The organism is Streptomyces sp. NPDC096046 (assembly GCF_040303285.1).
Classification (GTDB): Bacteria; Actinomycetota; Actinomycetes; order Streptomycetales; family Streptomycetaceae; genus Streptomyces.
Map to the genome: position 1 here is coordinate 23,584 of NZ_JBEOSZ010000017.1, position 24,915 is coordinate 48,498.

25 protein-coding genes are annotated in these 24,915 nt (G+C 74.4%); 13 read left to right on the forward strand and 12 right to left on the reverse strand.

All coding sequences use genetic code 11. From position 1 onward, the window contains the following. Positions 1-156: 156 nt before the first annotated feature. Genes ABTX62_RS17035 through ABTX62_RS17060 form a run of 6 tightly spaced genes read right to left on the reverse strand, consistent with a single transcriptional unit; the run spans position 157 to position 5,736 of the window. Positions 157-1,383 carry a cytochrome P450 family protein gene (locus ABTX62_RS17035; RefSeq protein WP_352116902.1) on the reverse strand — a complete coding sequence of 409 codons (1,227 nt, stop codon included), beginning with the start codon at positions 1,381-1,383 and terminating at the stop codon, positions 157-159. Beyond that, entirely contained in the window at positions 1,380-2,618 is a 1,239-nt protein-coding gene (locus ABTX62_RS17040; RefSeq protein WP_352116903.1) for a cytochrome P450 family protein, read from the reverse strand. The genes ABTX62_RS17035 and ABTX62_RS17040 overlap by 4 nt, the downstream gene beginning before the upstream one ends. Next, entirely contained in the window at positions 2,615-3,241 is a 627-nt protein-coding gene (locus tag ABTX62_RS17045; RefSeq protein ID WP_352116904.1) for a GTP-binding protein, read from the reverse strand. The genes ABTX62_RS17040 and ABTX62_RS17045 overlap by 4 nt, the downstream gene beginning before the upstream one ends. Continuing rightward, positions 3,213-3,575 (reverse strand): DUF742 domain-containing protein, encoded by a 363-nt coding sequence (locus ABTX62_RS17050; RefSeq protein ID WP_352116905.1) that lies wholly within the window; start codon positions 3,573-3,575, stop codon positions 3,213-3,215. Before ABTX62_RS17050 ends, ABTX62_RS17045 begins: the two co-directional genes overlap by 29 nt. Further along, the gene (locus ABTX62_RS17055) at positions 3,572-3,994 is read right to left on the reverse strand and encodes a roadblock/LC7 domain-containing protein (protein WP_283973804.1); all 423 of its coding nucleotides are present in this window, start codon (positions 3,992-3,994) and stop codon (positions 3,572-3,574) included. Before ABTX62_RS17055 ends, ABTX62_RS17050 begins: the two co-directional genes overlap by 4 nt. Beyond that, entirely contained in the window at positions 3,991-5,736 is a 1,746-nt protein-coding gene (locus tag ABTX62_RS17060) for an ATP-binding protein (protein WP_352116906.1), read from the reverse strand. The genes ABTX62_RS17055 and ABTX62_RS17060 overlap by 4 nt, the downstream gene beginning before the upstream one ends. A gap of 330 nt (positions 5,737-6,066) precedes the next feature. On the opposite strand from ABTX62_RS17060, the gene ABTX62_RS17065 reads away from it, so the two are divergent. Together ABTX62_RS17065 and ABTX62_RS17070 are read left to right on the forward strand one after the other, a co-directional pair. Continuing rightward, positions 6,067-6,303, forward strand: coding sequence for a hypothetical protein (locus ABTX62_RS17065; protein ID WP_283973802.1), 237 nt, complete (start codon positions 6,067-6,069; stop codon positions 6,301-6,303). 458 nt (positions 6,304-6,761) lie between these two features. Continuing rightward, positions 6,762-8,420 carry a catalase gene (locus ABTX62_RS17070; protein WP_352116907.1) on the forward strand — a complete coding sequence of 553 codons (1,659 nt, stop codon included), beginning with the start codon at positions 6,762-6,764 and terminating at the stop codon, positions 8,418-8,420. Positions 8,421-8,424: 4 nt separating this feature from the next. Here ABTX62_RS17070 and ABTX62_RS17075 read toward each other — a convergent pair whose 3' ends face one another. After that, a complete protein-coding gene (locus tag ABTX62_RS17075) occupies positions 8,425-9,279 on the reverse strand; it encodes a fructosamine kinase family protein (protein WP_352116908.1) in 855 nt (284 codons plus the stop codon). Between the two features lie 273 nt (positions 9,280-9,552). Between ABTX62_RS17075 and ABTX62_RS17080 the strand changes: the two genes are divergently transcribed. Next, a complete protein-coding gene (locus tag ABTX62_RS17080; protein WP_352116909.1) occupies positions 9,553-9,876 on the forward strand; it encodes a hypothetical protein in 324 nt (107 codons plus the stop codon). Positions 9,877-9,889: 13 nt separating this feature from the next. Here ABTX62_RS17080 and ABTX62_RS17085 read toward each other — a convergent pair whose 3' ends face one another. Together ABTX62_RS17085 and ABTX62_RS17090 are read right to left on the reverse strand one after the other, a co-directional pair. After that, positions 9,890-10,423, reverse strand: a complete 534-nt coding sequence (locus tag ABTX62_RS17085) for a hypothetical protein (protein WP_352116910.1) — start codon at positions 10,421-10,423, stop codon at positions 9,890-9,892. After that, entirely contained in the window at positions 10,420-11,052 is a 633-nt protein-coding gene (locus ABTX62_RS17090) for a hypothetical protein (protein WP_352116911.1), read from the reverse strand. Before ABTX62_RS17090 ends, ABTX62_RS17085 begins: the two co-directional genes overlap by 4 nt. A gap of 293 nt (positions 11,053-11,345) precedes the next feature. On the opposite strand from ABTX62_RS17090, the gene ABTX62_RS17095 reads away from it, so the two are divergent. The 10 genes from ABTX62_RS17095 to rfaE2 all read left to right on the forward strand — a co-directional run bounded on the left by ABTX62_RS17095 (position 11,346) and on the right by rfaE2 (position 21,896). Next, entirely contained in the window at positions 11,346-11,873 is a 528-nt protein-coding gene (locus tag ABTX62_RS17095; RefSeq protein ID WP_352116912.1) for a hypothetical protein, read from the forward strand. 212 nt (positions 11,874-12,085) lie between these two features. Next, a complete protein-coding gene (locus ABTX62_RS17100; protein WP_352116913.1) occupies positions 12,086-13,051 on the forward strand; it encodes an NAD-dependent epimerase/dehydratase family protein in 966 nt (321 codons plus the stop codon). A 61-nt stretch (positions 13,052-13,112) separates the two neighbouring features. Beyond that, positions 13,113-14,789 carry a carbamoyltransferase family protein gene (locus ABTX62_RS17105; protein WP_352116914.1) on the forward strand — a complete coding sequence of 559 codons (1,677 nt, stop codon included), beginning with the start codon at positions 13,113-13,115 and terminating at the stop codon, positions 14,787-14,789. Next, entirely contained in the window at positions 14,786-15,859 is a 1,074-nt protein-coding gene (locus tag ABTX62_RS17110; RefSeq protein WP_352116915.1) for a glycosyltransferase family 2 protein, read from the forward strand. Before ABTX62_RS17105 ends, ABTX62_RS17110 begins: the two co-directional genes overlap by 4 nt. Then, the gene (locus ABTX62_RS17115; protein WP_352116916.1) at positions 15,856-16,458 is read left to right on the forward strand and encodes an HAD-IIIA family hydrolase; all 603 of its coding nucleotides are present in this window, start codon (positions 15,856-15,858) and stop codon (positions 16,456-16,458) included. The genes ABTX62_RS17110 and ABTX62_RS17115 overlap by 4 nt, the downstream gene beginning before the upstream one ends. Next, positions 16,455-17,528, forward strand: coding sequence for a glycosyltransferase family 9 protein (locus ABTX62_RS17120; protein ID WP_352116917.1), 1,074 nt, complete (start codon positions 16,455-16,457; stop codon positions 17,526-17,528). The genes ABTX62_RS17115 and ABTX62_RS17120 overlap by 4 nt, the downstream gene beginning before the upstream one ends. Further along, on the forward strand, positions 17,525-18,490 hold the full coding sequence (locus ABTX62_RS17125) for a glycosyltransferase (RefSeq protein ID WP_352116918.1): 966 nt from the start codon (positions 17,525-17,527) through the stop codon (positions 18,488-18,490). The genes ABTX62_RS17120 and ABTX62_RS17125 overlap by 4 nt, the downstream gene beginning before the upstream one ends. Beyond that, the gene (locus ABTX62_RS17130) at positions 18,487-19,764 is read left to right on the forward strand and encodes a glycosyltransferase (RefSeq protein WP_352116919.1); all 1,278 of its coding nucleotides are present in this window, start codon (positions 18,487-18,489) and stop codon (positions 19,762-19,764) included. Before ABTX62_RS17125 ends, ABTX62_RS17130 begins: the two co-directional genes overlap by 4 nt. A 102-nt stretch (positions 19,765-19,866) precedes the next feature. Then, positions 19,867-20,502 carry a D-sedoheptulose-7-phosphate isomerase gene (locus ABTX62_RS17135; RefSeq protein WP_352116920.1) on the forward strand — a complete coding sequence of 212 codons (636 nt, stop codon included), beginning with the start codon at positions 19,867-19,869 and terminating at the stop codon, positions 20,500-20,502. Further along, positions 20,499-21,896: a D-glycero-beta-D-manno-heptose 1-phosphate adenylyltransferase gene (gene rfaE2, locus ABTX62_RS17140; protein WP_352116921.1), complete on the forward strand. Its 1,398-nt coding sequence runs from the start codon at positions 20,499-20,501 to the stop codon at positions 21,894-21,896. Before ABTX62_RS17135 ends, rfaE2 begins: the two co-directional genes overlap by 4 nt. Positions 21,897-22,036: 140 nt before the next feature. On the opposite strand, the gene ABTX62_RS17145 is transcribed toward rfaE2, so the two are convergent. From ABTX62_RS17145 to ABTX62_RS17155, 3 genes are all read right to left on the reverse strand, one after another. Then, a complete protein-coding gene (locus ABTX62_RS17145) occupies positions 22,037-23,323 on the reverse strand; it encodes an MFS transporter (protein ID WP_502997969.1) in 1,287 nt (428 codons plus the stop codon). A 313-nt stretch (positions 23,324-23,636) separates the two neighbouring features. Continuing rightward, entirely contained in the window at positions 23,637-24,200 is a 564-nt protein-coding gene (locus ABTX62_RS17150; protein ID WP_352116923.1) for a hemerythrin domain-containing protein, read from the reverse strand. 74 nt (positions 24,201-24,274) lie between these two features. Beyond that, positions 24,275-24,808 (reverse strand): DoxX family protein, encoded by a 534-nt coding sequence (locus tag ABTX62_RS17155; protein WP_352116924.1) that lies wholly within the window; start codon positions 24,806-24,808, stop codon positions 24,275-24,277. Between the last annotated feature and the right edge of the window lie 107 nt (positions 24,809-24,915).

The following is a 24,915-nucleotide window of genomic DNA, read 5'->3' on the forward strand; positions in this document are numbered from 1 at the left end:
GGTGAGCCCTGCCGGGCGCGCAGCGGGCATCGGCACGGTTCACAAGGCGTCGGCCGTGGACGTAGGTTCAACTCACCGCGGGGGCTCGACCGGAACGGGGGACCGGTCGCGCTCCCGCGCGCTGCCCTGTGCGGCGTGTGCCTCGGATGGTGTGGCTCAGCCCCGCAGCCGTACCGGGATCTCCCGCCAGCCGAACGCGATGAACGACGGCACCTGCCGCAGTCCCTCGTCCCCGGCGGCCAGGCGCAGGTCGGGGAACCGGTCGAACAGGGCCGGCAGCGCGGTCAGGGCTTCGAGGCGGGCCAGCGGCGCCCCGATGCAGCGGTGGACGCCGATCCCGAACGCCAGATGGTCGTCGGCGGCGCGCGTGGCGTCGAAACGGTCGGCGTCCGGGCCGTAGTGCTCCGGATCCAGCCCGGCGGCGGCGTACGTGGTGATGATGGCGTCGCCGGCCGGGATCGTGACGTCGCCGACCGTGAGATCGGTGACGGCGAACCGCAGCGGCAGGGACGCGATCGACGGGTGCGCGCGCAGCGTCTCGTTGACGACGGCGTCCCAGCGGATCTCCCCGGACCGTACCGCCGCGAGTTGTTCGGGACGGCGGAGCAGGGCGACGACCGCGTTGCCTATCAGGTTCACAGTGGTCTCGAAACCGGCCCCGATCACCAGCAGCAGCGTGTACAGCAGCTCCTCGTCGCTCAGCCGGTCGCCGTCCTCGTCGCGGACCCGGATCAGCTCGGTGGTCATGTCGTCCCCGGGATGCGCCGCCCGGTACGCGATCAGCGCGGGCAGCACCGTGCCGATCTGCCGCTGCACGGACGCCGCTTGTTCCGGACTCGGGTCGGAGGTGTCCATGATGGCCGCGATGAGCCGGCCGGTGTCCTCCCGCAACTCGTCGGGCACACCCATCAGTTCGCAGATCATCCGCATCGGCAGCGGATGGGCGAGCCCTGCCTTGACGTCCACGACCTCGCCGTCGGCGGCCTCCAGCGCGTCCAGCAGTTCCTCCGTGATCGCCTCCACCCGGGGCCGCATCGCCTCGGTGCGCCGGTGCGTGAAGCTGGGCGCGACCAGCTTGCGCAGCCGGGTGTGGTCCGGGCCGTACGCGGAGAGCATGTTGACCACGCCGACCCAGCCCAGGATCCAGGCCCAGGACGGGTTCCCGCCGATCTCGGGCCACAGCCGCCAGTGCAGCCGCGGGTCCTTGCTGACCCGCGGGTCGAGGATGAGTTGCTTCAGCGTGTCGTAGCGGGTGGGCGCCCAGGCGGGGAGGGAACCGGGCAGCTCCACGGGCACGATCGGGCCGACGGCACGCAGCCGGGCGCTCTCGGCGGCGATGTCGGCGCCTAACGGGTCGAGAGCGATGCGGTCGGTCATGGTCATGGTCGTCCTCCTGGCTGGTCGGGAGAGCGGGGGCTGAATCGGACGGGCAGGGCGGTCAGCGAGCGGTGGAACGGACCGGGCCGCCAGGTGAGTCGCTCGCGGGGCAGTACGGGTTCGAGGTCGGGCAGCCACTGGGTGAGTCGTTCGATCGCCTCGGTGGCGATGAGCAGGGTGTGCTGCTTCACCGGACAGGCGTGCGGGCCCGCCGACCAGGACAGGTGGGAGGCGTCGGACGGGTGGCGGTCCTCGCCGCGCTCCCGCTCGGCGGCCTGGGCGAGCGCCCCGTACGAGATCACCACCGGCACGGCGGCCCTGATCCACACCCCGTGGAAGGTGAGGGGCGTGCGCGCGTAGTGGATGCCGTAGTTGGCGAGGGGCGTCTCGTGGTGCAGCACCTCCAGCACCGCGTCCGTCACGGGACGGGCGCCGCTGGTCAGCGTCGAGTAGTAGGCCGGGTTACCGAGGATCCTGGACAGCGCGTTGGACACCAGGTTGGCCGTCGGCTCGTGGCCCGCGCCGAGGGTGAGGAACACCTGCCAGGTGACCTCCTCGGGCGTCAGTCCCGCAGGATGGTCCAGCAGCCAGCTCGGCAGGTCGTCGCCGCGCCGTTCCCTCTTGGCGGAGATCAGCTCCAGCACGTACCCGCCGAACTCGGCCTCGCCCGCGGCCGCCTGGGCTCCGCCCTCGATCAGCTTGCCCAGGGCGGAGTCGAGACGCTCGCCCGCGCTGTCCGGCAGTCCGAACAGGCTGTTGAACACCAGCGCCATCAGCGGCCGGGTGAACTCGCCCACCAGGTCGGCCTCTCCGCGCGGCCCGATCCGGCTCACCAGCAGGTGCACCGCCCGGTGCACCCGGGCCCGCAGATCGTGCGGCTCCACCAGGTCGAAGGCGTCGAGCAGCGAGGTGCGGTAGCGCAGGTGGGCGCCGCCGTCGGCGAAAAGCGTGTTGGGACGCCAGCGCATCATGCCCAGCACCGGAGAGTCGTCGGGTACGGTCGCCTCCCACGGCCGCGGATCGTGCGAGAACGTCTCGGTGTCGCGCAGCAGGTCCAGCGCCGCCCGGCGGTCGGTGACGACGTACGCCGCGACACCGGGGGCGAGTTCCGCCCAGCCGACCGGGCCGTGGGCGCGCAGGGCGGCGTAATAGGAGTGGGGGTCGCGGGCGAAGCCGTCCTCCCACAGTCGGACGGGCGCCGCGAGGGAGAAGGCCTGCTCGGCGGGGGACGGTCGGGTCACCGGGGCTCCGGGGGGTGGTGGTCGATCAGGTGCTGCACCAGCGCGAGCAGGGCGTCGACCGAGGAGTTCGCCTCCCGCGCGTCGCAGGTCACCATCGGGGTCGTGGGCTCCAGGTCCAGGGCGGCGCGCAGTTGCTCGGGCGTGTGGTGGCGGGGCGCGTCCGGGAAGGCGTTGAAGGCGACGGCGTAGGGCAGTCCGCTCTCCTCCACCAGGCCCAGCACGTCGAACGAGGCGTCGATCCGGCGGGCGTCGACCAGGACGAGGGCGCCGAGCGCCCCGTAGGCGATGTCGTCCCACAGTGCCCGGAACCGCTCCTGTCCGGGGGTGCCGAACAGATACAGCACGACACCGCCCGGCAGGCTGATCCGGCCGAAGTCGATGGCGACCGTGGTGGTCGACTTGTCCCGCACCCCGGCGAGGTCGTCGACCTGTGCGGACGCCTCGGAGAGCCGCTCCTCCGTGTGCAGCGGGCGGATCTCGGACACCGAGCGGATCAGGGTGGTCTTGCCCACCCCGAAGGGCCCCGTGATCAGGATCTTCACCAAGTCCTGTGCGGTGTCGGGGAGGTGCAGGTCCGCGCCCCCCGTCTCGGCGTCAACGGTGCTTGAGGTCGCGCAGGCCATCGGCCACTCTCTTCAGCAGGTCGGGGTCGAAGCGCCGGGCGGGCGGGATCGGCGCGCGGGCCAGTATGAGGTCGCGGTCGAGGAGGTCGCCGGCCAGCACCAGTACCGCGGAGACCGGAAGGCGCAGCAGGGCCGCGGCCTCCAGTACCGTCAGCGACCCGTGCTCCAGCTCCTCCAGCAGGGCCGTCTGGGCGGCGGGCAGTTCGGCGGGGGCCGGCTCACCGCTGCCGGTGAGGACGGACAGCCGCTCGAGATGCGCACGGCTGGGCCTGGCGACCCCGCCGGTCGACAGGTACGCGGGAACCAGGGGACGGCCGCCTCGGCGGCCGGTCATGCCGGCGTGTCGCCGTCGGCACTCCGGGGCCCGGCGGCCATCGCCTTCTCGCCCAGGCGCGCCACCTGCGAGTGCACCCGGTGGGCCAGCAGGTCCAGCCGCACCTCGGGATCGCCGTACGCGGCGACGCAGGTGCCGTGGTCCGTCGGCACGATGAGCACGTAGCCGTGGTCCGACTCGATGACGACCTGCCGGATGTCGGCCCGGTCGGTGTCGGCGAACGCCGCCGCTGCGGTACGGCAGGCGCCCTGCACGGTGCTGGTGATGGCCGCGACCCGCTCGGCCGACGGCCGCGACAGCGCGTCGGTGTAGCCCGTGACGAGTCCGTCCCGAGTGAGCAGGACGGCTGCCACGACGTGCGGCACCTCCAGGACCGGTTCGAGCACCCATGCCGTGTCCCCCGCTGCGCGGCTGGTCATCGAGCCGTTCCCCCTTCGTGGTCGTTGCTGTCGGTGTCGTCGAGGGCCCCGTCGGCGGTTGTCGCGGCCGGGGCACCCTCAGATACGGCCGGGACGGCGCCTGCGTTCGACCCGGTGACGCCGCGCGCTGCCGCGGTCCCGGACTGGAGGGCGCGGAGGGCGGCGGCGGCGTCCTCGGGGCGGCGGGGACGCCGCGCGGGTGCGGGTTCGGCCCCCTGACCGGCCGAGGTCGCGGCGCGGTTGCGGCGACGTCGCTGGGGGAGACCGCCGCCGTCGCGGGGCCCGTGATGGCCGGGGACCGGGGCGGAGACGTCGGCGTCCTGCTCGGTGCCATAGCCGTGGTCGTGATCGTGGTCGTGTGGCGCGGTGGTGCGGAACGACCCGGGCCCCTCGGGCTCGGTGGTCGCGACGCGGTCGCCGGACCCGGTGGCCGGGGCGGGTTCGGGCTGGTGCGGTGGGTCGTCCGGGGCGGGCCGGGGTGTGCGGACCGGACCGGACCGGGCAGGGGCCGAAGCGGGGGGAGGGACGGAAGCGCCGGGCACCGTCCCACCGGACGGGACGGGCTCACCCGACTTCCGGGTGTCGGACGCGCCGCCGGACGCGCCGTGCCCGTCCGGTCCCGTACCGCGGGAAGCGCCGGCCGCGCTCCCCGCGTCCCGCGCCACCGTCCTGCGGGTCGACCGCGGGGCGCCGGCGGCCGGAGGCAGTTCCTCGGGGTCGATCCTCGTCAGCAGATGACTGTCGATCCGCAGGACCGCCCGCACACCGCCGTACGGGGACGGGGAGGACAGATCCACGCTCAGATCGAACTGCCGGGTCAGCTGCCCGATGGCCGCGAGTCCCATGCGCGGCGGGTCGCCGAGCTCGGTGAGCAGAATCGGATCGGAACCGGCGACCATCCGCTGGGCCCGCGCCCGTTCGTCCTGCGTCATGCCCAGCCCGGCATCGTCCACCGTCACACAGACACCGTGGTGGACCGCCTCCAGGTTGACCACGACGTCGGTGTCGGGCGCGGAGTGCCTCAGCGCGTTGTCGAGGAGCTCGGCGACGATGATGGCGACCGGCTCGACGGCGTGTGACACCAGGGCCGTACCGGGCGCCAGGTGATTGCCGACCCGGACGCGCCGGTAGCCCGCGAGCCGGGCCTGGCCGCCCGTCACCGCGTCCACCAGATGTGAGTCCTCCCGGGCGAGCCCCACCCAGGCCCCGCACACCACGGCGGCGACCTGGGCCCGCCGCAGCGACTGCTCGTTCTCGTGGTCCAGCTCGAACAGGGTCTGCGCCAACTCGGGATCGTCGTAGCGCTGTTGCAGTCCGCGCAGGGCGTCCTGGAGCCGGTACAGCGCCGCCTGGATCTCCCGGGTGGCCCCGCGCATCCCGGCCTGAGCGGCCGCGTCGATGCGGACGCGCTGCGCGGCCAGCTCGGTGTGCAGTCCTTTCAGCACCTGCTCCAGGGCGAGCCCCAGGGGCGACCCGGCCAGCTGCGGGTTCAGCGGTCCGGGCACGGTGACATGGGAATGCGCCGCCTGCCGGGCCGCGGCGGGCACCCGCCGCGTCGCCAGATGCTCCACCTCGGAGGCGAATGACCGTGAGGTGCCGTCGAGTTGGGCCCGCAGCGCGGACGTTTTCGCGCGCTGCGCCGCCAGTTGCCGCCGTGAGCGCAGCAGCCCGCCGCCGAGGGCGATCGCGGACAGTGTGCCGAGGGCGAGGGCACCGACGGCCAGGTCCGGTACTTCGATCATCGAGTCGATTCCAGGAGGGAGTCGGGCAGGGCTGGGTCCGGGGTGCTCGGGCGAGCCACCCGCAGCACAGTACACACCGTCATCGACCGGTCTCGCACGGTGGAGCGCGACTTCGTTCCGAAAGTGATCGCCGTCTGGCTACTTCCGTGTCAACTGTCTGAAATGCCGCAGAGAGTAGGGAGTTGGCGGTGCGTACGGGTCTGCCCGACCGGTTCCGTCCCACGTGACGCTGTGATCACTCCGCGTGACGCACGCGGGCTGTGTGCCCGAGCGGAGGGCGGGTACCCGTCCGGCGCCTGAATTGGTCCGCTCCGCGAGAAGGAGGCCCGCATGAGCAGTGAATCGGAGACCGGCGGTGTGACCGGTACGCAGGACAAGGACTACAACCTCATCTGGTACGTCGAGGCGTGCCTGAACAACGCCCTGCGCCTGGAGAGCTACATCCAGGACGCGGAGCGCGCCAAGGACACCGAGGTGGCGGACCTGTTCCGCAAGGCCCAGGCGGACAGCCGCAAGGGTGCCGAGCTGGGCAAGGGGCTGCTGCGCGCACGCCTCCAGGAAGGCTGAGACACACCGGCCTTCCAGGGCCCGGATCCCCACCGGGGTCCGGGCCCTCTCCGTGCCAGAGGCGGAGGACCTCGGCGACCCGTTCGACGAGTTCGTCCTCGGTCATCGTGCCGTCCACCGTGAAGACGGGCAGCCCCAGGCGTCCGGGGACCCCGTCCGGGACAGCGCCGCCGCCACGCACCGTCACCCGGGTCCGTACGGAGGGACCGGGTCTCCGAGACAAGGGCGGGCCGGTCCTCGCCGTGGGTGACGACGGCCGCGGACACCGCGTCCACGGCCGCCTGGCAAGCCGCCGCCCCGGCCGAACGCGCCGAGGCCGAACGCCGGGCGCGACAGACTGGCACGTGAGTGACCCCGCCCCGCCGGGTACTCGGCCCGTCCCGCCAGGACCGGCCGGGCGGCCGTTCACGGTGCCGCCCCGGCCGGCCGCCGGCCACGAGCCGAAGGAGCCCACCCATATGACGGACGTATCCGGCACCGGCCCCGCCCCGGGCGACGACCGCAAGGTACTCACCAACCGCCAGGGCCATCCGGTCTACGACAACCAGAACCAGCGCACGGTCGGCGCCCGCGGCCCGGCCACGCTGGAGAACTACCAGTTGCTGGAGAAGATCAGCCACTTCGACCGGGAACGCATCCCGGAGCGCGTCGTGCACGCCCGCGGCGTCACCGCCTACGGCCACTTCGAGGCCTACGGCACCTGGGGTGACGAGCCGATCGGCCGCTACACCCGGGCCAAGCTGTTCCAGGAGCGCGGCAAGCGCACGGACGTCGCCGTCCGCTTCTCCACCGTGATCGGCGGCCGTGACTCCTCCGAGGCCGCCCGCGACCCGCGTGGTTTCGCCGTCAAGTTCTACACAGAGGACGGCAACTGGGACCTGGTCGGCAACAACCTGGGTGTCTTCTTCATCCGGGACGCCATCAAGTTCCCGGACGTCATCCACGCCCTCAAGCCCGACCCGGTGACCTTCGAGCAGCAGCCGGGCCGCATCTTCGACTTCATGTCGCAGACGCCCGAGGCCATGCACATGCTGGTCAACCTGTTCAGCCCGCGGGGTATCCCCGCCGACTACCGCCACATGCAGGGCTTCGGCGTCAACACCTACAAGTGGGTCAACGCCGACGGCGAGACCAAGCTGGTCAAGTACCACTGGATGCCCAAGCAGGGCGTGCGCAGCATGACCGAGGAGGACGCGGCCAACGTCCAGGCCGAGAGCCTCGGCCACGCCACCAAGGACCTGTACGAGGCCGTCGCCGGCGGCGACCACCCGGAATGGGAGCTGCTCGTCCAGATGATGGACGACCACGACCACCCGGAGCTCGACTTCGACCCGCTGGACGACACCAAGACCTGGCCCGAGCAGGACTTCCCGCCGAAGCCGGTGGGCCGGATGGTGCTCGACCGCATGCCGGAGAACTTCTTCGCCGAGAACGAGCAGATCTCCTTCGGCACCGGCGTCCTCGTCGACGGCCTGGACTTCTCCGACGACAAGATGCTCATCGGCCGGACCTTCTCCTACAGCGACACCCAGCGCTACCGGGTCGGCCCGAACTACCTCCAGCTCCCCGTGAACCAGGCCAAGAACGCGGACGTGCACACCAACCAGCGCGACGGCCAGATGACCTACCACGTGGACGGCGGAGGAGAGAACCCGCAGGTCAACTATGAGCCGTCCATCACCGGGGGCCTGCGCGAGGCCCGCTACCCGGCCCATGACGAACAGGGCCCCGAGATCCGCGGCCGGCTCACCCGCAAGCGCATCCCGCGCACCAACGACTACCTTCAGGCGGGTCAGCGCTACCTGCTGCTGGAGGACTGGGAGCGCGACGACCTGGTGAAGAACTTCATCGGTCAACTGTCCCAGTGCGACCGGGCGATCCAGGAGCGCATGGTCTGGCACTTCCTGCTGGTCGAGAACGACCTCGGTCTGCGGGTCGGCGAGGGACTGGGCATCGGCCCGGAGGACGTGGCCGGTCTGGAGCCGCTGGCGAGCCAGGACCTCACGGACGACGACCGCGAACGCCTGGCCAACCTCGGCAAGAACAAGCCGCGTGACGTCGAGGGCCTCACCATGACCCACTGCGTCCCCGACGAACGGCATGTCGTGACCCGTTGACCGGTCACCCCGACAGGGCCGTACGGGCCACCGCGAACGCCTGTTTCGCGTAGCCCCTGCCGAACAGCACGGCGTGCACCAGCAGAGGGAACAGCTGGTGCACGCCGACCCGGTCGTCCCAGCCGTCGGCGAGCGGCGCGACCTCCTGGTAGCCGTCCAGGACGTGCTCCAGGTGAGGGCAGCCGAACAGCCGCAGCATCGCCAGGTCCGTCTCCCGGTGCCCGCCGTGCGCGGCCGGGTCGATCAGCCGGACCTCTCCGTCGGCGGCCCACAGCACGTTGCCGCTCCACAGGTCCCCGTGCAGGCGTGCGGGCGGCTCGGCCGGTCCCGACAGCTCCGGCAGCCGTTCGCACAGACGCTCCACGACGGTCGCCTCGCCGACCCGGACGGTGCCCTGATCGACCGCCTGCCGCAGATACGGCAGCACACGCTGCTCGGCGTACCAGCTCGGCCAGTCGGCGGCGGGCTCGTTGCGCATCCGCGCGAGCCCGATGTACGCGTCCGCCGCCCCGTGCGGCGGCGGCGCGCCGAACGCCGGTGCCCCGGCGGCGTGCAGCGCCGCCAGGTCCCGGCCGAAGCGCACCGCCGCCCGCCGGCCCGGCCGCCCTTCCGTCACCCGGTCGATGACCAGCCAGCCCTCTTCGTGTCCGTGCACCGCCGGCACGCGCACGCTCCCGGCGGCGGCCAGCCATCGCAGCCCCGCCGCCTCGGCCCGTGCCGCCCCCGGCGCGTCGGACCGTTTGACGACCACGACCCGCCCGTCGTCCAGGGTGGCCTCGGCGAGAGCTCCCGACCGGGGCCGCTCGCCCCTGACCGCACTGCCGGTGAGCCGGGCCACGACATCCGCTCGGGCGGTCATGCGTACTCCTCCTCGGCGCCGGTCGATCACCACTCAGCGTACGGCCGCGCCGCTCGGCCTTCCGATACCCCGTGTGGTCACTGCTGCGAGCTCTCCGGGGCCGTTCGCCCGGTGCCCCGATCGCGGAAGCAGACCTCTCGGCCCCGGCGGCCGTTGCCCCCCGGCCGAGGCCTGTTCGGGGTTCCGGGACATGCGCCACGCGAGGTCACGCGGGACGGTGAAAACCCGCCGCCGGCCGACAGAACCGGCCACCGGCGGGGGATCAGTCGGGTCATGACGAGTTCACCGTTCCAGCGCACCATCGCCCTGCCCGCCCCCGTGTGCGAACAGGCCGCACAGTACCTGGAGCAGGCCGCGCGCCGGGCCATCGACGGCGCGGCGATCCCCCTGAAGGCCTTCCGTACGGCCGCGGACAACGATTTCGTCCTGCCCGTCCCGGTCGTCGAACAGGCGGCGGCCTGCCTGCTCGTCCTCGCCACCGAGACCGCCCAGACGGTGCGTCCCTCCGTCCTGCGCGCCACCATCAGCGTCGCGCTGCGACTGCGCGACGCCGTGCAACTGACCCATCAGCCCGCCCTCAGCAGCCGGTTCTGGTGAGCCGCCCCGCCGCTCAGGCGCGGCGGAAGGCGACCTCGACCTGCCGGTGACGCAGCTCCTCCAGTGTGGCGTGCTGCAGCCGGGCCCGTTCGATGAGCTCGTCCAGCCGCCCGGCGTCGAGCCGCTCGTCCGTGGTCGCGAGATCGCGGAGGGTCTCCCAGCCCGCCAGCTTGCCTTCCACCCCGAGCGCCAGCACCTCCAGCTCCCACAGAGTGCTCAACGGAGAGCGCCGTACCAGGCTGCCGTTGCTCTTCAGCCGCCCCACCTGCTCGACCGCCCGGCCCGCGTAGACCTTGTAGCGGCGTACCGGCACGTCGAGGCGCCGCAAGATCCCGAGCAGGCTCGTCCGGTCGTCGGCCATCTCGGCGGCGACCGGGGCCAGCGCGTCGGCGAGCGGCGAGCCGGTGCACGAGCGCAGCAGGTAGCGCACGCGCGCGGTCGCCGCGGTGGCACCGGCGAGATGGTCGTTGAGGTAGATGCCCAGCAGGGACATGTCGGTGGCCGGGGCACGCCGGGCGTCCGGGGAATCCGCTCGCTGTTCCGTCATGACGCGACTCCTGTCGTACTCCGGTCCTGCCCCACGGCCACCCTCGTGGTGATCCGTACGAGACAGGGAGGGCGAGGCGTCGAGCCGGTCCCGAAACGCACGGGAGGCTTGACCGGGGCGAGGGCGCCGAGGCTCTCGCCCGCACGGGTGACGGTGGCCGAGGTGACCGGGTGCAGGTCCCGGGCCCCGTACCACTGGTGCCGGCCGGGGCGGGCACTGCCGTGGGTGCGCGCTCCCAGCAGCAGACGGGCGGGCCGGTTCCACAGCGCGATCCAGCCCGGGTGTGTGGCGAGCGGACCCGGCACCGCGCGCAGCGCGAGGCCCGGCAGGGTCCGGCGGCCGGTGCTGAAGCGCAGATCGAACGGCGGGGCCGTGACGGTCCAGTGCCGCCGGCCGGTGATCCGCACCTCGACCGGTACGACCCGGACCTCGTCGAAGACATACGTGCCGGCGACGAAGTCCGCAGTCCGGCGCGTGGGCGCCAGCAGCAGCCGGTGCCCGTCGGCTTCCTCCACCATCACGTCGCTGAACGGGCCGAACGGCGACCGCGGCCAGTGCCCGAGCACCACACGGACGCCGGAGGCCGTGCCGATCCCCGCTATCCAGCCGTCGAAGCGCAGCGTGCCCACCGGCGACCGGGCACCTGGGGACCGGGCCGGACCAGCGGATTCGGGTCCGTGAGACAACACGCGGGCCGGGTGCCCGGCCCCTGTGCGGCCGAAACGGAGGACGGCCGTCGCTGCGCGAGGCACGTCCGCGGCCCGCCCTCATGCCGGGTTCCCGCGGCCCCCGCGCGGCTCCGGGACGCCGACGGTGTGGCCGAGGCCACATCCCGGACGAGGTCCCGATCACGTCCGGGTGGGCGAAGCGACGGTTACCGTCTACGACCAGATCCCGCTCCCCTCCCTCGGACGGCCCGGCAGTGCTAGCAGATCTCTCCCCCGTCATCGCGGCGACCGCCCAGTGGCTGACCCGCGCCTTCCCCGCCGCCGGCGGCGCGCTGGCCTCCGCGCTGTGCGAGGTCCAGGCCCGGCAGGCCGTGACCGTAGCGGCCTGGTTGCGGTACCCGACGGCCATGGACGCCGCCCTGCTCGGCATGGCGGGACCCGGCGGCTCCGGGCGGCTCGACTGGGTCACCGGCGCCGACGCGGCCCTCGGCGACGAGACGGACGCGCACGCCTGGCGCACCTGGGTGGACGAGGTCCTGGCCAGCTGGGCGGCCTGCCTGCTCACCGATCCGGAGCTGGCCGCCCGGGCCGTGACCGCGCTCGCCGACGGCAGCCACAGCACCGGATCACGGGCCGAGTTCCGCCGGCTGACCGCCCCCGACGACAGCGACCGGAGAGCCGCCGCCCTGCTGCGCCACCCCGACCTGCTCGCTCCCGTCGCCGATCTGCACCAGGACCAGCTGCTCGACCGCCTGAACCCGGGCCGCACGCTGATCGCCTGACGCCTCCGCGCTCACCCCGCCGGCCTGCGCGGACACGCGTCGGCCGCACGTCCTCACCCTCCGTGACTCACCGGTTTGCCGTAAGCGACCGTGCCGCGCGCGCACGGTCGGCGGACGCTGATCGTGGGCTCGACGGCCCTCCGGTCCGCGATCGCCGGTCCGGGGCGCCCCCGTCGTCCCGCGCCGCACCGCCCGACGGAGGAGCAACCGACATGGCCACCGCACTCTCGCGCAACTGGGAACACGCCGTCGTCACCGGCGGCGCCGGGTTCGTCGGCTCCCATCTGTGCGCCGCACTGCTGGAGGCGGGCGCGGCCGTCACCTGCGTGGACGACTTCAGCACCGGCCGGCCCGAGAACATATCGCCGCTGCTCGAACAGCCCGGCTTCACGCTGGTGCAGGCGAATGTCACCGAGGGAATCCGGATCAAACGGCCGCCGGACCTCGTCCTGCACTTCGCCTCCCCGGCCTCCCCGGCCGACTACCTGCGCCTCCCGCTGCACACCATGGAGACCGGCAGCCTCGGCACCCGCAACGCCCTGGAGCTCGCCCGCTCCTCCCGCGCCCGCTTCGTCCTCGCCTCGACCTCCGAGGTCTACGGCGACCCGCTGCAGAACCCACAGGACGAGCGCTACTGGGGCAACGTCAATCCCGTCGGGCCGCGCAGCGTCTACGACGAGGCCAAGCGCTTCGGCGAGGCGCTGACCACCGCCCACGCCGACACCCACGGCACCGACACCTGCATCGTGCGGCTGTTCAACACCTACGGCCCCCGGATGCGCGGCCACGACGGACGCGCGGTGCCGACCTTCGTACGGCAGGCCCTGGCCGGCGAGCCCCTCACCGTGACCGGCGACGGCCGCCAGACCCGTTCCCTGTGCTACGTCGACGACACCGTGCGCGGCATCCTCGCCGCCGCCGCCCACGGCATGCGCGGACCCGTCAACATCGGCAACCCGACCGAGATCACCATGCTCGACCTCGCGCGCCTGGTCGTCGAACTCGCCGAGTCCTCCTCGGAGATCCGCTACATCGAACGTCCCGTGGACGACCCGGCCGTGCGCTGCCCGGACATCACGCTGGCCCGCGACAAGCTCGGCTGGGACCCCCAGGTGCGTGCAGAGGAGGGCCTGCGGCACACGATCGCCTGGTTCCGCGAGGCCGGCACCGAGGAGTGACCCCGCCCGGGCACCCAGCAGCGCCGCGTCCGGTTCTCGACCGCCGAAAGGCCCGCCCTCCATGCGCATTCTCGGAATCAACGCCCTCTTCCACGACCCCGCAGCCGCCCTGGTGATCGACGGACGGACCGTCGCAGCCGCCGAGGAGGAGCGGTTCTCCCGCCGCAAGCACGGCAAGAGACCCCTGCCGTTCTCCGCCTGGGAACTGCCCGAGCGGGCCGCCGCCTGGTGCCTGAAGCGGGCCGGGCTGCGCCCGCAGGACCTCGACGCGGTCACCTACTCCTTCGACCCGGCCCTCGCCCGGCCGGCCGAGGAGATGGGCCTGGACGATCCCTGGGACCACCTGCGGCTCACCTACGCCCGCGAGGCACCCGGCTTCCTGGGGACCGCCCTGCCGGGCCTCGACCCGGCCGTCGTCCGCTTCGTGCCGCACCACATGGCCCACGCCGCCTCCAGCGCCTTCGCCGCCCCGGACGCCGGGAACTCCTCCGTCCTCGTCCTCGACGGCCGCGGCGAACGCGCCTCCCACCTGGCCGCCCGCCGCGTCGGCGACCGCCTGGCGGCGCTGCACGCCCAGGATTTGCCGCACTCGCTCGGGCTGATCTACGAGGAACTCACCGAGCACCTCGGCTTCCTGCGCTCCTCCGACGAGTTCAAGGTGATGGCCCTCGCCTCGCACGGCAGGCCCCGCATGCTCGCCGAACTGCGCCGCCACGTGTACCCGACCGGCGACGGCGGCTTCCACGCCACCGGCGTGCCCTGGCACGAGCTGTGTGCGCCCCGCGGGCCGGACGAACCGTGGACGCAGGACCACGCCGACGTCGCCGCCGCCGCCCAGGCCGTGCTGGAGGAGACCCTGCTCGACCTGGTGCGCTGGCTGCACGGGCGGACCCATGACCGGGTGCTCACCCTCGCCGGCGGCGTCGCCCTCAACTGCGTCGCCAACTCCCGCATCGCCCGCGAGGGCCCCTTCTCCCGGGTCTGGGTGCAGCCCGCGGCGGGTGACGCCGGCACCGCCCTGGGCGGCGCCCTGCTGCTGTCCGCCGTGGAGGGCGACGAGCCGGAGGCCATGGCCGGTGCCGACCTAGGGCGGGAGTGGTCCGACGCCGAGCTCGCGGCCTGGCTGAAGACCGCGGCCGTACCCTTCGAGCGGCCCCCGGACATCGCCGCCACCGTCGCCCGCGCCCTGGCGGACAACGGGATCGTCGCCTGGTTCCAGGGCCGCTCAGAGTACGGTCCCCGGGCCTTGGGCCACCGCTCCCTGCTGGCCCACCCCGGACACGCGGGCAACCTGGAACGGCTCAACGACGTCAAGGGCCGCGAGCAGTTCCGGCCCGTCGCCCCGATGGTCCTCGCCGACCGCGCGGCCGACCTCTTCGACGGCCCGCTGCCCAGCCCGTACATGCTGTTCGTGCACGACGTGGCCCCCGCCTGGCGGGACCGCATCCCCGCCGTCGTGCACGTGGACGGCACCGCCCGCATCCAGACCGTCGACCCGGCGCGCGAACCGCTCGTGGCCCGGATGCTCGGCGAGTTCGAGCGGCTCACCGGGGTGCCCGTGGTCGTCAACACCAGCCTCAACACCGCCGGGCGGCCCATGGTCGACGACCCGCGCGACGCCCTGGAGTGCTTCGGCTCCTCGCCCGTCGACCTGCTGGCCATCGGCCCGTACGCCATCCGCCGCGGCGACCTCTTCCGCACCGACCCCCGCAGCGACGACGCCGGAGACCTCCGATGACCGCACCCGACGCCCCGGCGGGCGACGCCGAGTACGCCGTCGTGATCCCCACCCTCGGCCGGCCCAGCCTGGGCGCCTGCCTGCACGCCCTCGCCGAGGCGACCGGGCCGCACCCCGTCCGCGTGGTCCTCGTCGACGACCGGCCCGACCCGGCCGGCGTGCCGCTGACCGCCGACGTCCCGCCGTCCCTGCGCGCGCGCACCATCGTCGTGCCCGGCAGGGCGCGCGGACCCGCCGCCGCACGCAATCTGGGCTGGCGGGCGGCCGGTGACGCGCCCTGGATCGTCTTCCTGGACGACGACGTCGTCCCCGGGCCGACCTGGGGCGACGACCTGACCCTGGACCTGGCCGCGGCGACCGAGCGCACCGCCGGAATCACCGCCCGCATCGAGGTGCCCCTGCCCGCCGGGCGGCGCCCCACGGACTGGGAGCGCAACACGGCCGGACTCGCCGGCGCCCGCTGGATCACCGCCGACATGGCGTACCGCAGGGCCGCGCTGACGGCCGTGGGCGGGTTCGACGAACGGTTCCGGCGGGCCTTCCGGGAGGACGCCGACCTCGCCCTGCGCCTGCTCGACGCCGGATGGACGCTCTCCGGAGGCCGACGCACCACCACCCACCCCGTCCGGCCCGCCGGGCGCTGGGTCTCCGTCCGGCTCCAGGCGGGCAACGCCGACGACGTGCTGATGACCCGGCTGCACGGCCGTGGCTGGTGGCGTCGGGCGGAAGCGCCCCGCGGGCGTCTGCCCCTGCACCTGGCGGTGACCGGGGCAGGTGTGGCGGCGCTGGGCTGCGCGCTGCTCGGCCGGCCCCGGGCCGCCGCGGCCTGCGCCGTCACATGGCTGGCCGGCACCACCGAGTTCGCCCTCGCCCGGATCCTGCCCGGACCGGGCACCCGCGACGAGATCCTCACCATGACGGTGACCAGCGCCCTCGTCCCGCCCGCCGCCACCTGGCACTGGCTGCGCGGGCGGCTCGCGCACCGCAAGGCCCGGCCGCTCACCGCGTCCGGCAACGGCCGGCCGGCGACCGCGGCCCGCCCGGCGGTCCGGGAACGGCTGCGGTCATGACGCCGCCCCCCGGCCCCCGGCTGCTCCCCGGGGACGTGCGGCAGCACGCGCACGCCCCGGACAGTCCCTCGCCCGCGGCCGTCCTCTTCGACCGGGACGGCACGCTCGTCGCCCACGTGCCCCACAACGGCGACCCCTCGCGCGTCGCGCTCATGCCGGGCGCCCGCGAGGCCGTGGACACCGTGCGCGCCGCCGGGGTTCCCGTCGGGGTCGTGACGTCGGGCGTGGCCCGGGGCCTGCTGACCCGCCGTGAGGTGGAGGACGTGCGGCTGCGCGCGGCGGAACCGCTCGGACCGCTCGCCGTCTCGGCGGTGTGCCCGCACGGCCCCGGGCAGGGCTGCGGCTGCCGCACGCCGGCGCCCGGTCCGGTCCTGGCGGCGTGCCGCCGGCTCGCCGTTCCGCCCGGACGCACCGTGGTGATCGGCCACATCGCAGCGGACCCGGAAGCCGCGCGTGCGGCCGGTGCCCGCGGGGTGCCGGTGCCCACGGACGTCACCCGGGCCGAGGAGGTCGCGGCGGCCGACACCACGGCGGCGGACCTGCCGCGGGCCGTACGTCTCGTGCTGGACTCGGCCCTACCGACGGGGGAGGCGCGATGAGCCCCCCGCTGTCCCGCGCCCGCCTTCCCCGCACCCTCGTGGTCCGCCTCGACAGCTCCGGGGACGTGCTGCTGGCCGGGCCCGCCGTACGGGCCGTGGCCGCCGGATCCTCCTACACCGCGCTGCTCTGCGGGCCCCAGGGTGCCGCGGCCGGGCGGATGCTGCCCGGCGTCGACGACGTGCTGACCCACGACGCCCCCTGGGTCGGGCTGGACCCGCCGCCGGTCACGCGGTCGGCGACCCGGCAGCTGATGCGCACGCTCACCGCGGGCCGCTTCGACCGGGCGCTGGTCCTGGTGTCGTACCACCAGAGCCCGCTGCCGATCGCCCTGCTGCTGAAGCTCGCCGGGATCGGGTGGACCGCGGCCGACAGCGAGGACTACCCGGGCGCGCTCCTCGATCTCAGGCACCGCCGGCTGCCGAACCGGCACGAGGTACTGGCCGCCCTCGACCTGGCGACCGCCGCGGGTTTCGCCCTGCCGCCCGGCGACGACGGCCGGCCGCGCGTCCTGCCACCGCCGGCCACCACCCGCCTCACCGGCGCCGAGCCCTACGTCGTCCTCCACCCCGGCGCGGCCGTGCCCGCGCGGGCGTGGACCCCGGGGCGGGCGGCACGGGCCGTCGCCGCGCTGTCCGCGGCGGGCCACCGCGTGGTCGTCACGGGCGGGCGCGCCGAGCGCGAACTGACCGCACGGGTCGCCGGGCGGCACGCCCTGGACCTCGGCGGCGCCACCGACCTGCCCCAACTGGCCGGGGTCCTGGCCGGAGCCCGGGCCCTCATCGCCGGGAACACCGGCCCGGCGCACCTCGCCGCCGCTGTGGGGACACCCGTCGTCAGCCTCTTCGCACCGGTCGTGCCGGCCGAGCGGTGGACCCCCTACGGCGTACCGCACGTCCTGCTCGGCGACCCGCGGGCGGCGTGCGCGGGGACCAGGGCACGGCACTGCCCGGTGCCCGGACACCCCTGCCTCGACGGCATCGGCGACGCCGAGGTGCTCGACGCCGTGGCGGCCCTCACGGACCACTCGGCGCACCGGGGAGAACAGACCCAACGAGGAGCGGCCGTATGAACATCCTGCTGTGGCACGTGCACGGCTCCTGGACGACCGCCTTCGTCCAGGGCCCGCACACCTACCTCGTCCCCGTCACCCCCGACCGCGGCCCGGACGGCCTCGGGCGGGCCCGCACCTTCACCTGGCCCGCGCCGGTACGCGAGGTCACTCCCGAGGAACTCCCCGACACGCCCGTCGACCTGGTCCTTCTCCAGCGGCCGCACGAGGCGGCGCTGGCCGAACGCTGGCTCGGCGGGCGGCGCCCCGGCCGGGACGTGCCAGCGGTGTACCTGGAGCACAATGCCCCCGACGGGAACGTGCCCGACACCCGGCATCCGTGCGCCGACCGCGACGACCTGACGCTCGTGCACGTCACCCACTTCAACCGGCTGTTCTGGGACAGCGGAACCACCCGCACGGAGGTGATCGAGCACGGCATCGTCGACCCGGGCCACCGCTACAGCGGCCGGCTCGCCCGCGCCGCCGTCGTGGTCAACGAACCCGTGCGGCGCGCCCGCCACACCGGAACGGACCTCATGCCCGCCCTCGCCGAGGCCGTCCCGCTCGACGTGTTCGGCATGGGAACCGAGGGACTGGCCGAACACCTCGGCCTGCCCCCCGGCCGCTTGCGCACCGCCGACCTCCCGCAGAGCGAGCTGCACACCGCCCTGGCCGAACGCCGCATGTACCTGCACCCGGTGCGCTGGACCTCCCTCGGCCTGTCGCTGCTGGAGGCCATGCACCTGGGCATGCCCGTCCTGGCGCTCGCCACCACCGAAGCGGTGGAGGCCGTCCCGCCCGGCGCGGGCACCCTCTCCACCCGCCCCGACGTCCTGGCCCGCGCCGCCCGCCGCTACCTCCACGAACCCGAGGCGGCGGCCGCGGACGGAGCCCGCGCCCGCCAGGCGGCGCTCGAACGCTACGGGCTCAAGCGCTTCCTGGCCCACTGGGAACGCCTGATCACGGAGGTGTGCTCATGACGCCGTCCCTCAGCCCCTTCCCCGCCGGACCGCTCGGCGGCGACCCGCGCGATCCGGGCGTCCTCGCGATCGCGCTGGTCTCCGAGCACGCCAGCCCCCTCGCCACCCTCGGCGGCGTCGACGCCGGTGGACAGAACGTCCATGTGGCCTGCCTAGCCGGGGCACTCGCCGACCGGGGGCACCGCGTCACCGTCTACACCCGGCGCGACGCGCCCGACCTGCCCGTCCGGGTGGAGCTGCGCGACGGTGTGGAGGTCCACCACGTGCCCGCCGGGCCGGCCGAACCGCTCCCCAAGGACGCGCTCCTGCCGCACATGGACGAGTTCGGCCGTCACCTCGTCCGCAGCTGGCGCACCCGGGCCCCCGACCTCGTGCACTCCCACTACTGGATGTCGGGCCTGGCCGCACTGCGCGCCACCCGCGAACACGGCCTGCCCCTGCTGCACACGTACCACGCCCTCGGCACGGTGAAGCGGCGCCACCAGCGGCTCGCCGACACCAGCCCGCCGGAGCGCATCCCGGGGGAGCTCGAGGTCGGGCTGGGCTGCGACCGCGTCATCGCCACCTGCCGGGACGAAGCCCACGAACTGGCCCGCATGGGCATCCCCCCGCACCAGGTGGGCATCGTGCCGTGCGGCGTCGACCCCGACCGGTTCACGCCGAAGGGCCCGGCCGCGCCGCGCGGACCGCACCCGCACCGGATCCTCCAGCTGGGCCGGCTGGTACCGCGCAAGGGGGCCGCGGTGACCATCGCCGCGCTGGCCCGGCTGCCCGGGACCGAGCTGGTCGTGGTCGGCGGGCCGCCCGCCGACCGGCTCGACGGCGACCCGGAGGTGCGGCGGCTGCGCGGCATCGCCCGGGACGCGGGCGTCGCCGACCGGGTCCGCTTCACCGGTGCCCTGCCCAGCGAGGACGTGCCGGAGCTGCTGCGCTCCGCAGACGTGGTGGTGTGCCCCGCCGACTACGAACCCTTCGGCATCGTCCCGCTGGAGGCCATGGCCTGCGGCGTGCCCGTGGTGGCCAGCGCGGTCGGCGGGCAGCTCGACACCGTCGCCGACCCCGGCACCGGGCGGTTGGTGCCGCCCCGCGATCCGGCGGCCCTGGCCCGTGCCGTCGCCGGACTGCTCGCCGACCCGGAGGCCCGCGCGGCCTGCGGGGTGGCCGGCCGCCGCCGGGTCCTGAGCCGCTACGGCTGGGGGCAGGTCGCCGCGGCCACCGAGGCCGCCTACTGCGAGGTCCTCGACACCGAAACCGCCGCGACCGGCGCAGGCTGACCGCTCCGCCCCGCCCCGACGACAGCCGACAGCAGCCGACGTCCGACGTTCGAAGGAGGTGTGGGTTCGCCGCCGTCACCCACGGCGGTACGCCCGACCGACATGAGCGAACCCTCAGCACACGACGCCCTGGAAGCCGCGCGACTGCACTGCCGGTCCTTGGAGGAAACCCTCGCACGGTTCCGCGACGACGGCCTGGACCGGGTCGCGGACTGGGGCGGCCGGCTCGCCGACGTCCTCACCGGCGGCGGCCGACTGCTCGTCGCGGGCAACGGCGGCAGCGCCGCCCAGGCACAGCACCTCACCGCCGAACTGGTGGGCCGCTACCGCCGGGAACGCCGCGCGTACTCCGCGCTCGCCCTGCACGCCGAGACCTCCAGCATGACCGCCATCGGCAACGACTACGGCTTCGACCACGTCTATGCCCGCCAGGTCACCGCCCACGGCCGTCCCGGCGACATCCTGATGGTGCTCTCCACCTCCGGCCGCAGCCCCAACCTCATCGCCGCCGCCGTGACCGCCCGGCAGGCGGGACTGCGCGTGTGGGCCCTGACCGGGCGCGGCCCCAACCCCCTCGCGGAAGCCGCGCACGAAGCCCTGTGCGTCGACGCCGGAAGCACCGCGAACGTCCAGGAGACGCACCTCGTCGCCGTCCATCTGCTCTGCGAGTGCTTCGACACGGCCGTGGCCACGCCCCTGGCCCGGCGCGCCGTCCTCACCCACGGGAGCACGCCATGACCGGGCCGCACCCCCTGGCCGTCGTCGGGGACGTCCTCCTCGACGAGGACATCGAAGGCGTCTCCACCCGGCTCTCCCCGGACGCCCCCGCCCCCGTCGTGGACGTCACCGGCGACCGCCGTCACCCGGGCGGCGCCGGTCTGGCCGCCGCCCTCGCCGCCCGCGGCGGCCGGGACGTCGTCCTGGTGACCGCGCTCGGCGACGACGACGCCAGCGAGGCGGTACGGCACGACCTGCGCGGCCGGGTCCGGCTGCTGGAGCTCCCGCTGAACGGCACCCTGCCGGTCAAGACCCGCGTCCTCGCGGGAGGACGGCCCGTCGTCCGCATCGATCGGGGCGGCGGCACCCCCGGCGAACCCGGCGACGCGGTCCGTGAGGCGCTGGCCGGCGCGCACGCCGTCCTGGTCGCCGACTACGGCCGGCACACCGCGGGCGCCCTGCGGCCGCTCCTGGAGGAGGCCGCCCGGCGAACCCCGCTGGTGTGGGACCCGCACCCCAAGGGCGACCCGCCCGTGCCCGGAGCCCGCCTGGTCACCCCCAACGCGGCGGAGGCACAGGCCCTGCACCCCGGCTCGGGAGGGACCACCCTGGGCGCCTTCGCGGAGCGCGGGGCACGACTGGCCGAGCGCTGGCGGGCCGCCGGTGTCGCCGTCACCCTCGGTGAGCGGGGGGTGCTGCTGGCCCGGCCGGGTTCCGGCACCCCGATGCTCGTGCCCGTGCCCTACCGGGCCGTCGGGGATCCCTGCGGCGCGGGCGACTGCTTCGCCGCCACGGCGGCGGCGGCCCTCGCCGACGGACTGCTCCCCGAGGAGGCGCTGCAGCGCGCGGTCGCCGAGGCGGCCACGTTCGTCGCGGCGGGCGGCGCGGGCAACCCCGACCTGTGGCGGACCGAGCCGGTGCCCGGCCCCGAGGACGATCCCGCGACCGACGCGTTCGGCCTCGCCGAGAGGGTCCGGGCCCGCGGCGGCACCGTCGTCGCCACGGGCGGTTGCTTCGACCTGGTGCACGCCGGTCACGTCGGCCTGCTGGAGAGTGCCCGGCGCATCGGCGACTGCCTCATCGTGTGCCTGAACTCCGACGCGTCCGTCACCCGCCGCAAGGGCCCGGGCCGCCCGCTCACCCCGGCGGCGGACCGCGCCCGTGTCCTGGCCGCGCTCGGCAGCGTCGACGCCGTCGCGGTCTTCGAGGAGGACACCCCCGAGGCGGTACTGGCCCGGCTGCGGCCGGACGTCTGGGTCAAGGGCGGGGACTACTCCGTCCAGGACCTGCCCGAGGCGGAGGTGCTCCGCACCTGGGGCGGCCAGGCCGTGGTCCTGCCCTACCTCGACGGCCGTTCCACGACCCTGCTGGCCCGCAGGGCGGCCAAGGCGGCGCAGGAGGCGCTGCGGCCGTAGGGGAGGGCATCGGGCCGGAGGTGTGCGGACCGCCGTACGAGGGCCGCCCCTCGCCCGGCGGTCCCTCAGGCCGCGGGCTCCGCCCCGGTCGGCCCGGCACGTCGTGCTCGTATCGAGGGCTGCCCTCGTACGGAGTCCGCTCAGGCCGCGGGGCTCAGCGCCGGCCGACCCGCAACGTCGTGCTCGCCGGTGCGGAGCATCACCGGTGCCGCGGCCCGCCGCTGCCGCAGCAGGGCGCCCGCGCCGATCGCGCCGGCGATGAGCAGCCCGCCGGTGACGAGGGCGCCGCGTGGTCCGGCCACCTCCATGAGGAGGCCCAGCGCGGGCGGGCCGCCCAGACCCCACACCGTGCCGATGCTGCCCCACACACCCAGCACCCGTCCCCGCAGACGCGGCGGCGGGTCGGTCTGCAGGACGGACGCGCCGGCGGTGTCGGAGACGGACTCCACCACGGCCATCGGCAGCACCAGCACGATCAGCACTGCCAGCGACGGCGACAACCCCGCCACCGCCTGAAGCAGCGCCCCCGTGGCCGCCAGCGCGCCCACGAGCCGGACGGACGGCCGGCGCAGCCGGGCGCCGAGCACCGCGCCGAGGATCCCGCCGACGGCGAGCACCGTCGACACCGTGCCGAAGGAGCCGGCGCCTCCGGCGAGCGGCCCGGTGACGAGCACGGCCAGGGTGAGCCCGTAGTTGCGGCCGAACACGGAGCTGATCCCGGTCACACCCGCCAGCGCGACGAGGCGCGGGCGCCGCATGAAGTAGGCCAGCCCTTCGCGCACGGTCAGGTCCGGGCCGGTGGCCTTCGGGGCCGGGGCGTCCTGACGCACCGCTCCGGCCGCCGGGCGCAGGAACGGGATGACCGCGGCCACGAACAGGAACGACAGCCCGTTGCCGAAGTAGGCGGCCGACGTGCCGAGGAATCCGACCGCCACACCGGCCAGAGCCGCTCCCACCAGCCGGCCCGCCTGGTGCACCAGCGCCCCGACCCCGATGGCCGAGGGCACGTCCTCCGCCGGGACGAGGTCGTTGCCCAGCAGGGCGCACGCCGGGTTGTCGACGGTCGCGACGACGCCCGTGACGGCGGCGAGCACCATCAGCGAGGTCATGTCGATCCGGTCCAGCGCCACGAGAACGGCCGTGGTGAAGGCGATCGCGCCGAGCACCGCCTGGCTCACGGCGGCCGTGAGCTTGCGGGGCCACCGGTCGACGGCGGCCCCGCCCAGCACGCTGATCAGCAGCGCCGGAGCGGCCTGCACGGACATGGACAGTCCCGTCGCGGCGGCGGACCCGGTGATCTGCAGGACCAGCAGGTTCTGCACCGTGAGCTGCATCCAGGTACCGGCGTTCGACACGAAGTTCGCGACGGACCACCAGCGCATGCTGCGGTACCGCAGCGACCGCCACGGTGAGCGGGAGGCGGGCAGGGCAGGGGAGGGGAAGGAGGAGGCAGGCACAGTGCGGTACTCGGAGACGAGTCGGAGGACTCAGCAGAAGGAGGACGGGGGAGCGGTGGGCACCGGCGGCGCTGCGCGGTGGACTCCCTCGACGGGTACGGCGCGGACCATCGTGACAGAGGGGACCGCGGAAGCGGTTCCACCGCACCTTGATCCGCCGTCCCGCACCTCTCAAACGCCCTGCCCGGCAAGGGCCTTGAGGTCACAGTGGGGTTGATCACACGCGCACGGAAAGAGGGGCCCGTCGCCTCGGCGACGGGCCCCTCTTTCCGTGGTTGAGTGCCTACTCGGACTTGCCGCGGCCGCTCAGCGCGTCGCGCAGCCGGTCCACCATGCCGGTGCCCGGAGCCAGCAGCTTGTTCGCCGGAGGCTTGTCGGGTGCGGCCGGGTGCGGCCGGGTCGGGGCGGTCTTCTTCGCCTTGCGCACCTTGTCGCCCAGCTCGTTGAGCGCGTCCATCGGACAGGCCTGCCGCAGCCGCGGGAAGAGGTTGCCCTCCTCGTCGGCGATGTGCGAGCGGATCTCGCTCATCAGCATGCCCATCAGCCGGTCGAAGTCGGCGTCGCCCGCGTCGCAGCCTTCCAGATCCTTCATGATCTGCTCGGCCGTGGCGTGGTCCTCGAGTTCCCGGTCGGCGAGGGTGTCACCGCCGGCCACGTGCTCGCGTACGGCCGGGTAGAGGTAGGCCTCCTCGGCCACCGAGTGCCGTACGAGCTCCATCGTGACCTGGTCGGCATACCTCTTGCGGTCCTGGTGGCCGGAAGGCAGCGCCTCGATCCTGCCGAACAGCTCCTCGACCTCGCGGTGATCGGTCACCAGCTCGTCGATGACGTTTCCTCCATGTCCCATGTCCTTCACCTCCGGAACTCGGGTCCCCCCGGCCTCAGGGGGATAACGCGTGGTTCCGCCGCCGTGCCGACGGCTCAGGCGGGCAGCCTGCCCCGGACGCGTCCGGCCGCCGCGGCCGGGCGGGCGGTGGCGCGCACGGAGCGGCGCACCAGACCCGCGTCGCGCCGCAGACCGCGGGCGGCGTGGGTGCCGCGCCACACCACGGAGGGGCGGGCGCCGGTGTCATCGGCGGCGATCAGCAGTCCGCCCAGCATGGACAGGTTCTTGAGGAAGTGGATGCGCTGCTGCGCCCGCTCCTCGGGGTCATCCGCCTCCCAGAAACGGTGCCCCGCCAGCGTGGTGGGCACCAGGGTGGCCGCCATGGCGAGGGCGGCCGGACGCGGCATGCGCCCCGTGGCGAGCATCAGCCCCGCAGCGACCTGCACGGCGCCGCTCAGCCGCACGACCTGCTCGGTGCGGTCCGGCAGCTGGGGGATGCGCTCGGTGACCGGTTGGACGACAGGCTCGGCGGCATCGGCGACCTGTTTCGGGTCGCGGACGGAGTTCAAGCCGCCCGCGAGGAACATCGAGGCCAGCATGGGGCGGCCGAGCACACGCAACAGACTCATGGCCCTCTCCAGGGAGTAGGTGGGTACAGCGCTCGCCGGGTTCCCCAGCCGGAGCAGAACCACTCACCCCGCCCGTTGCCGCGTCCACGCGATCCCTCACGCCTGAG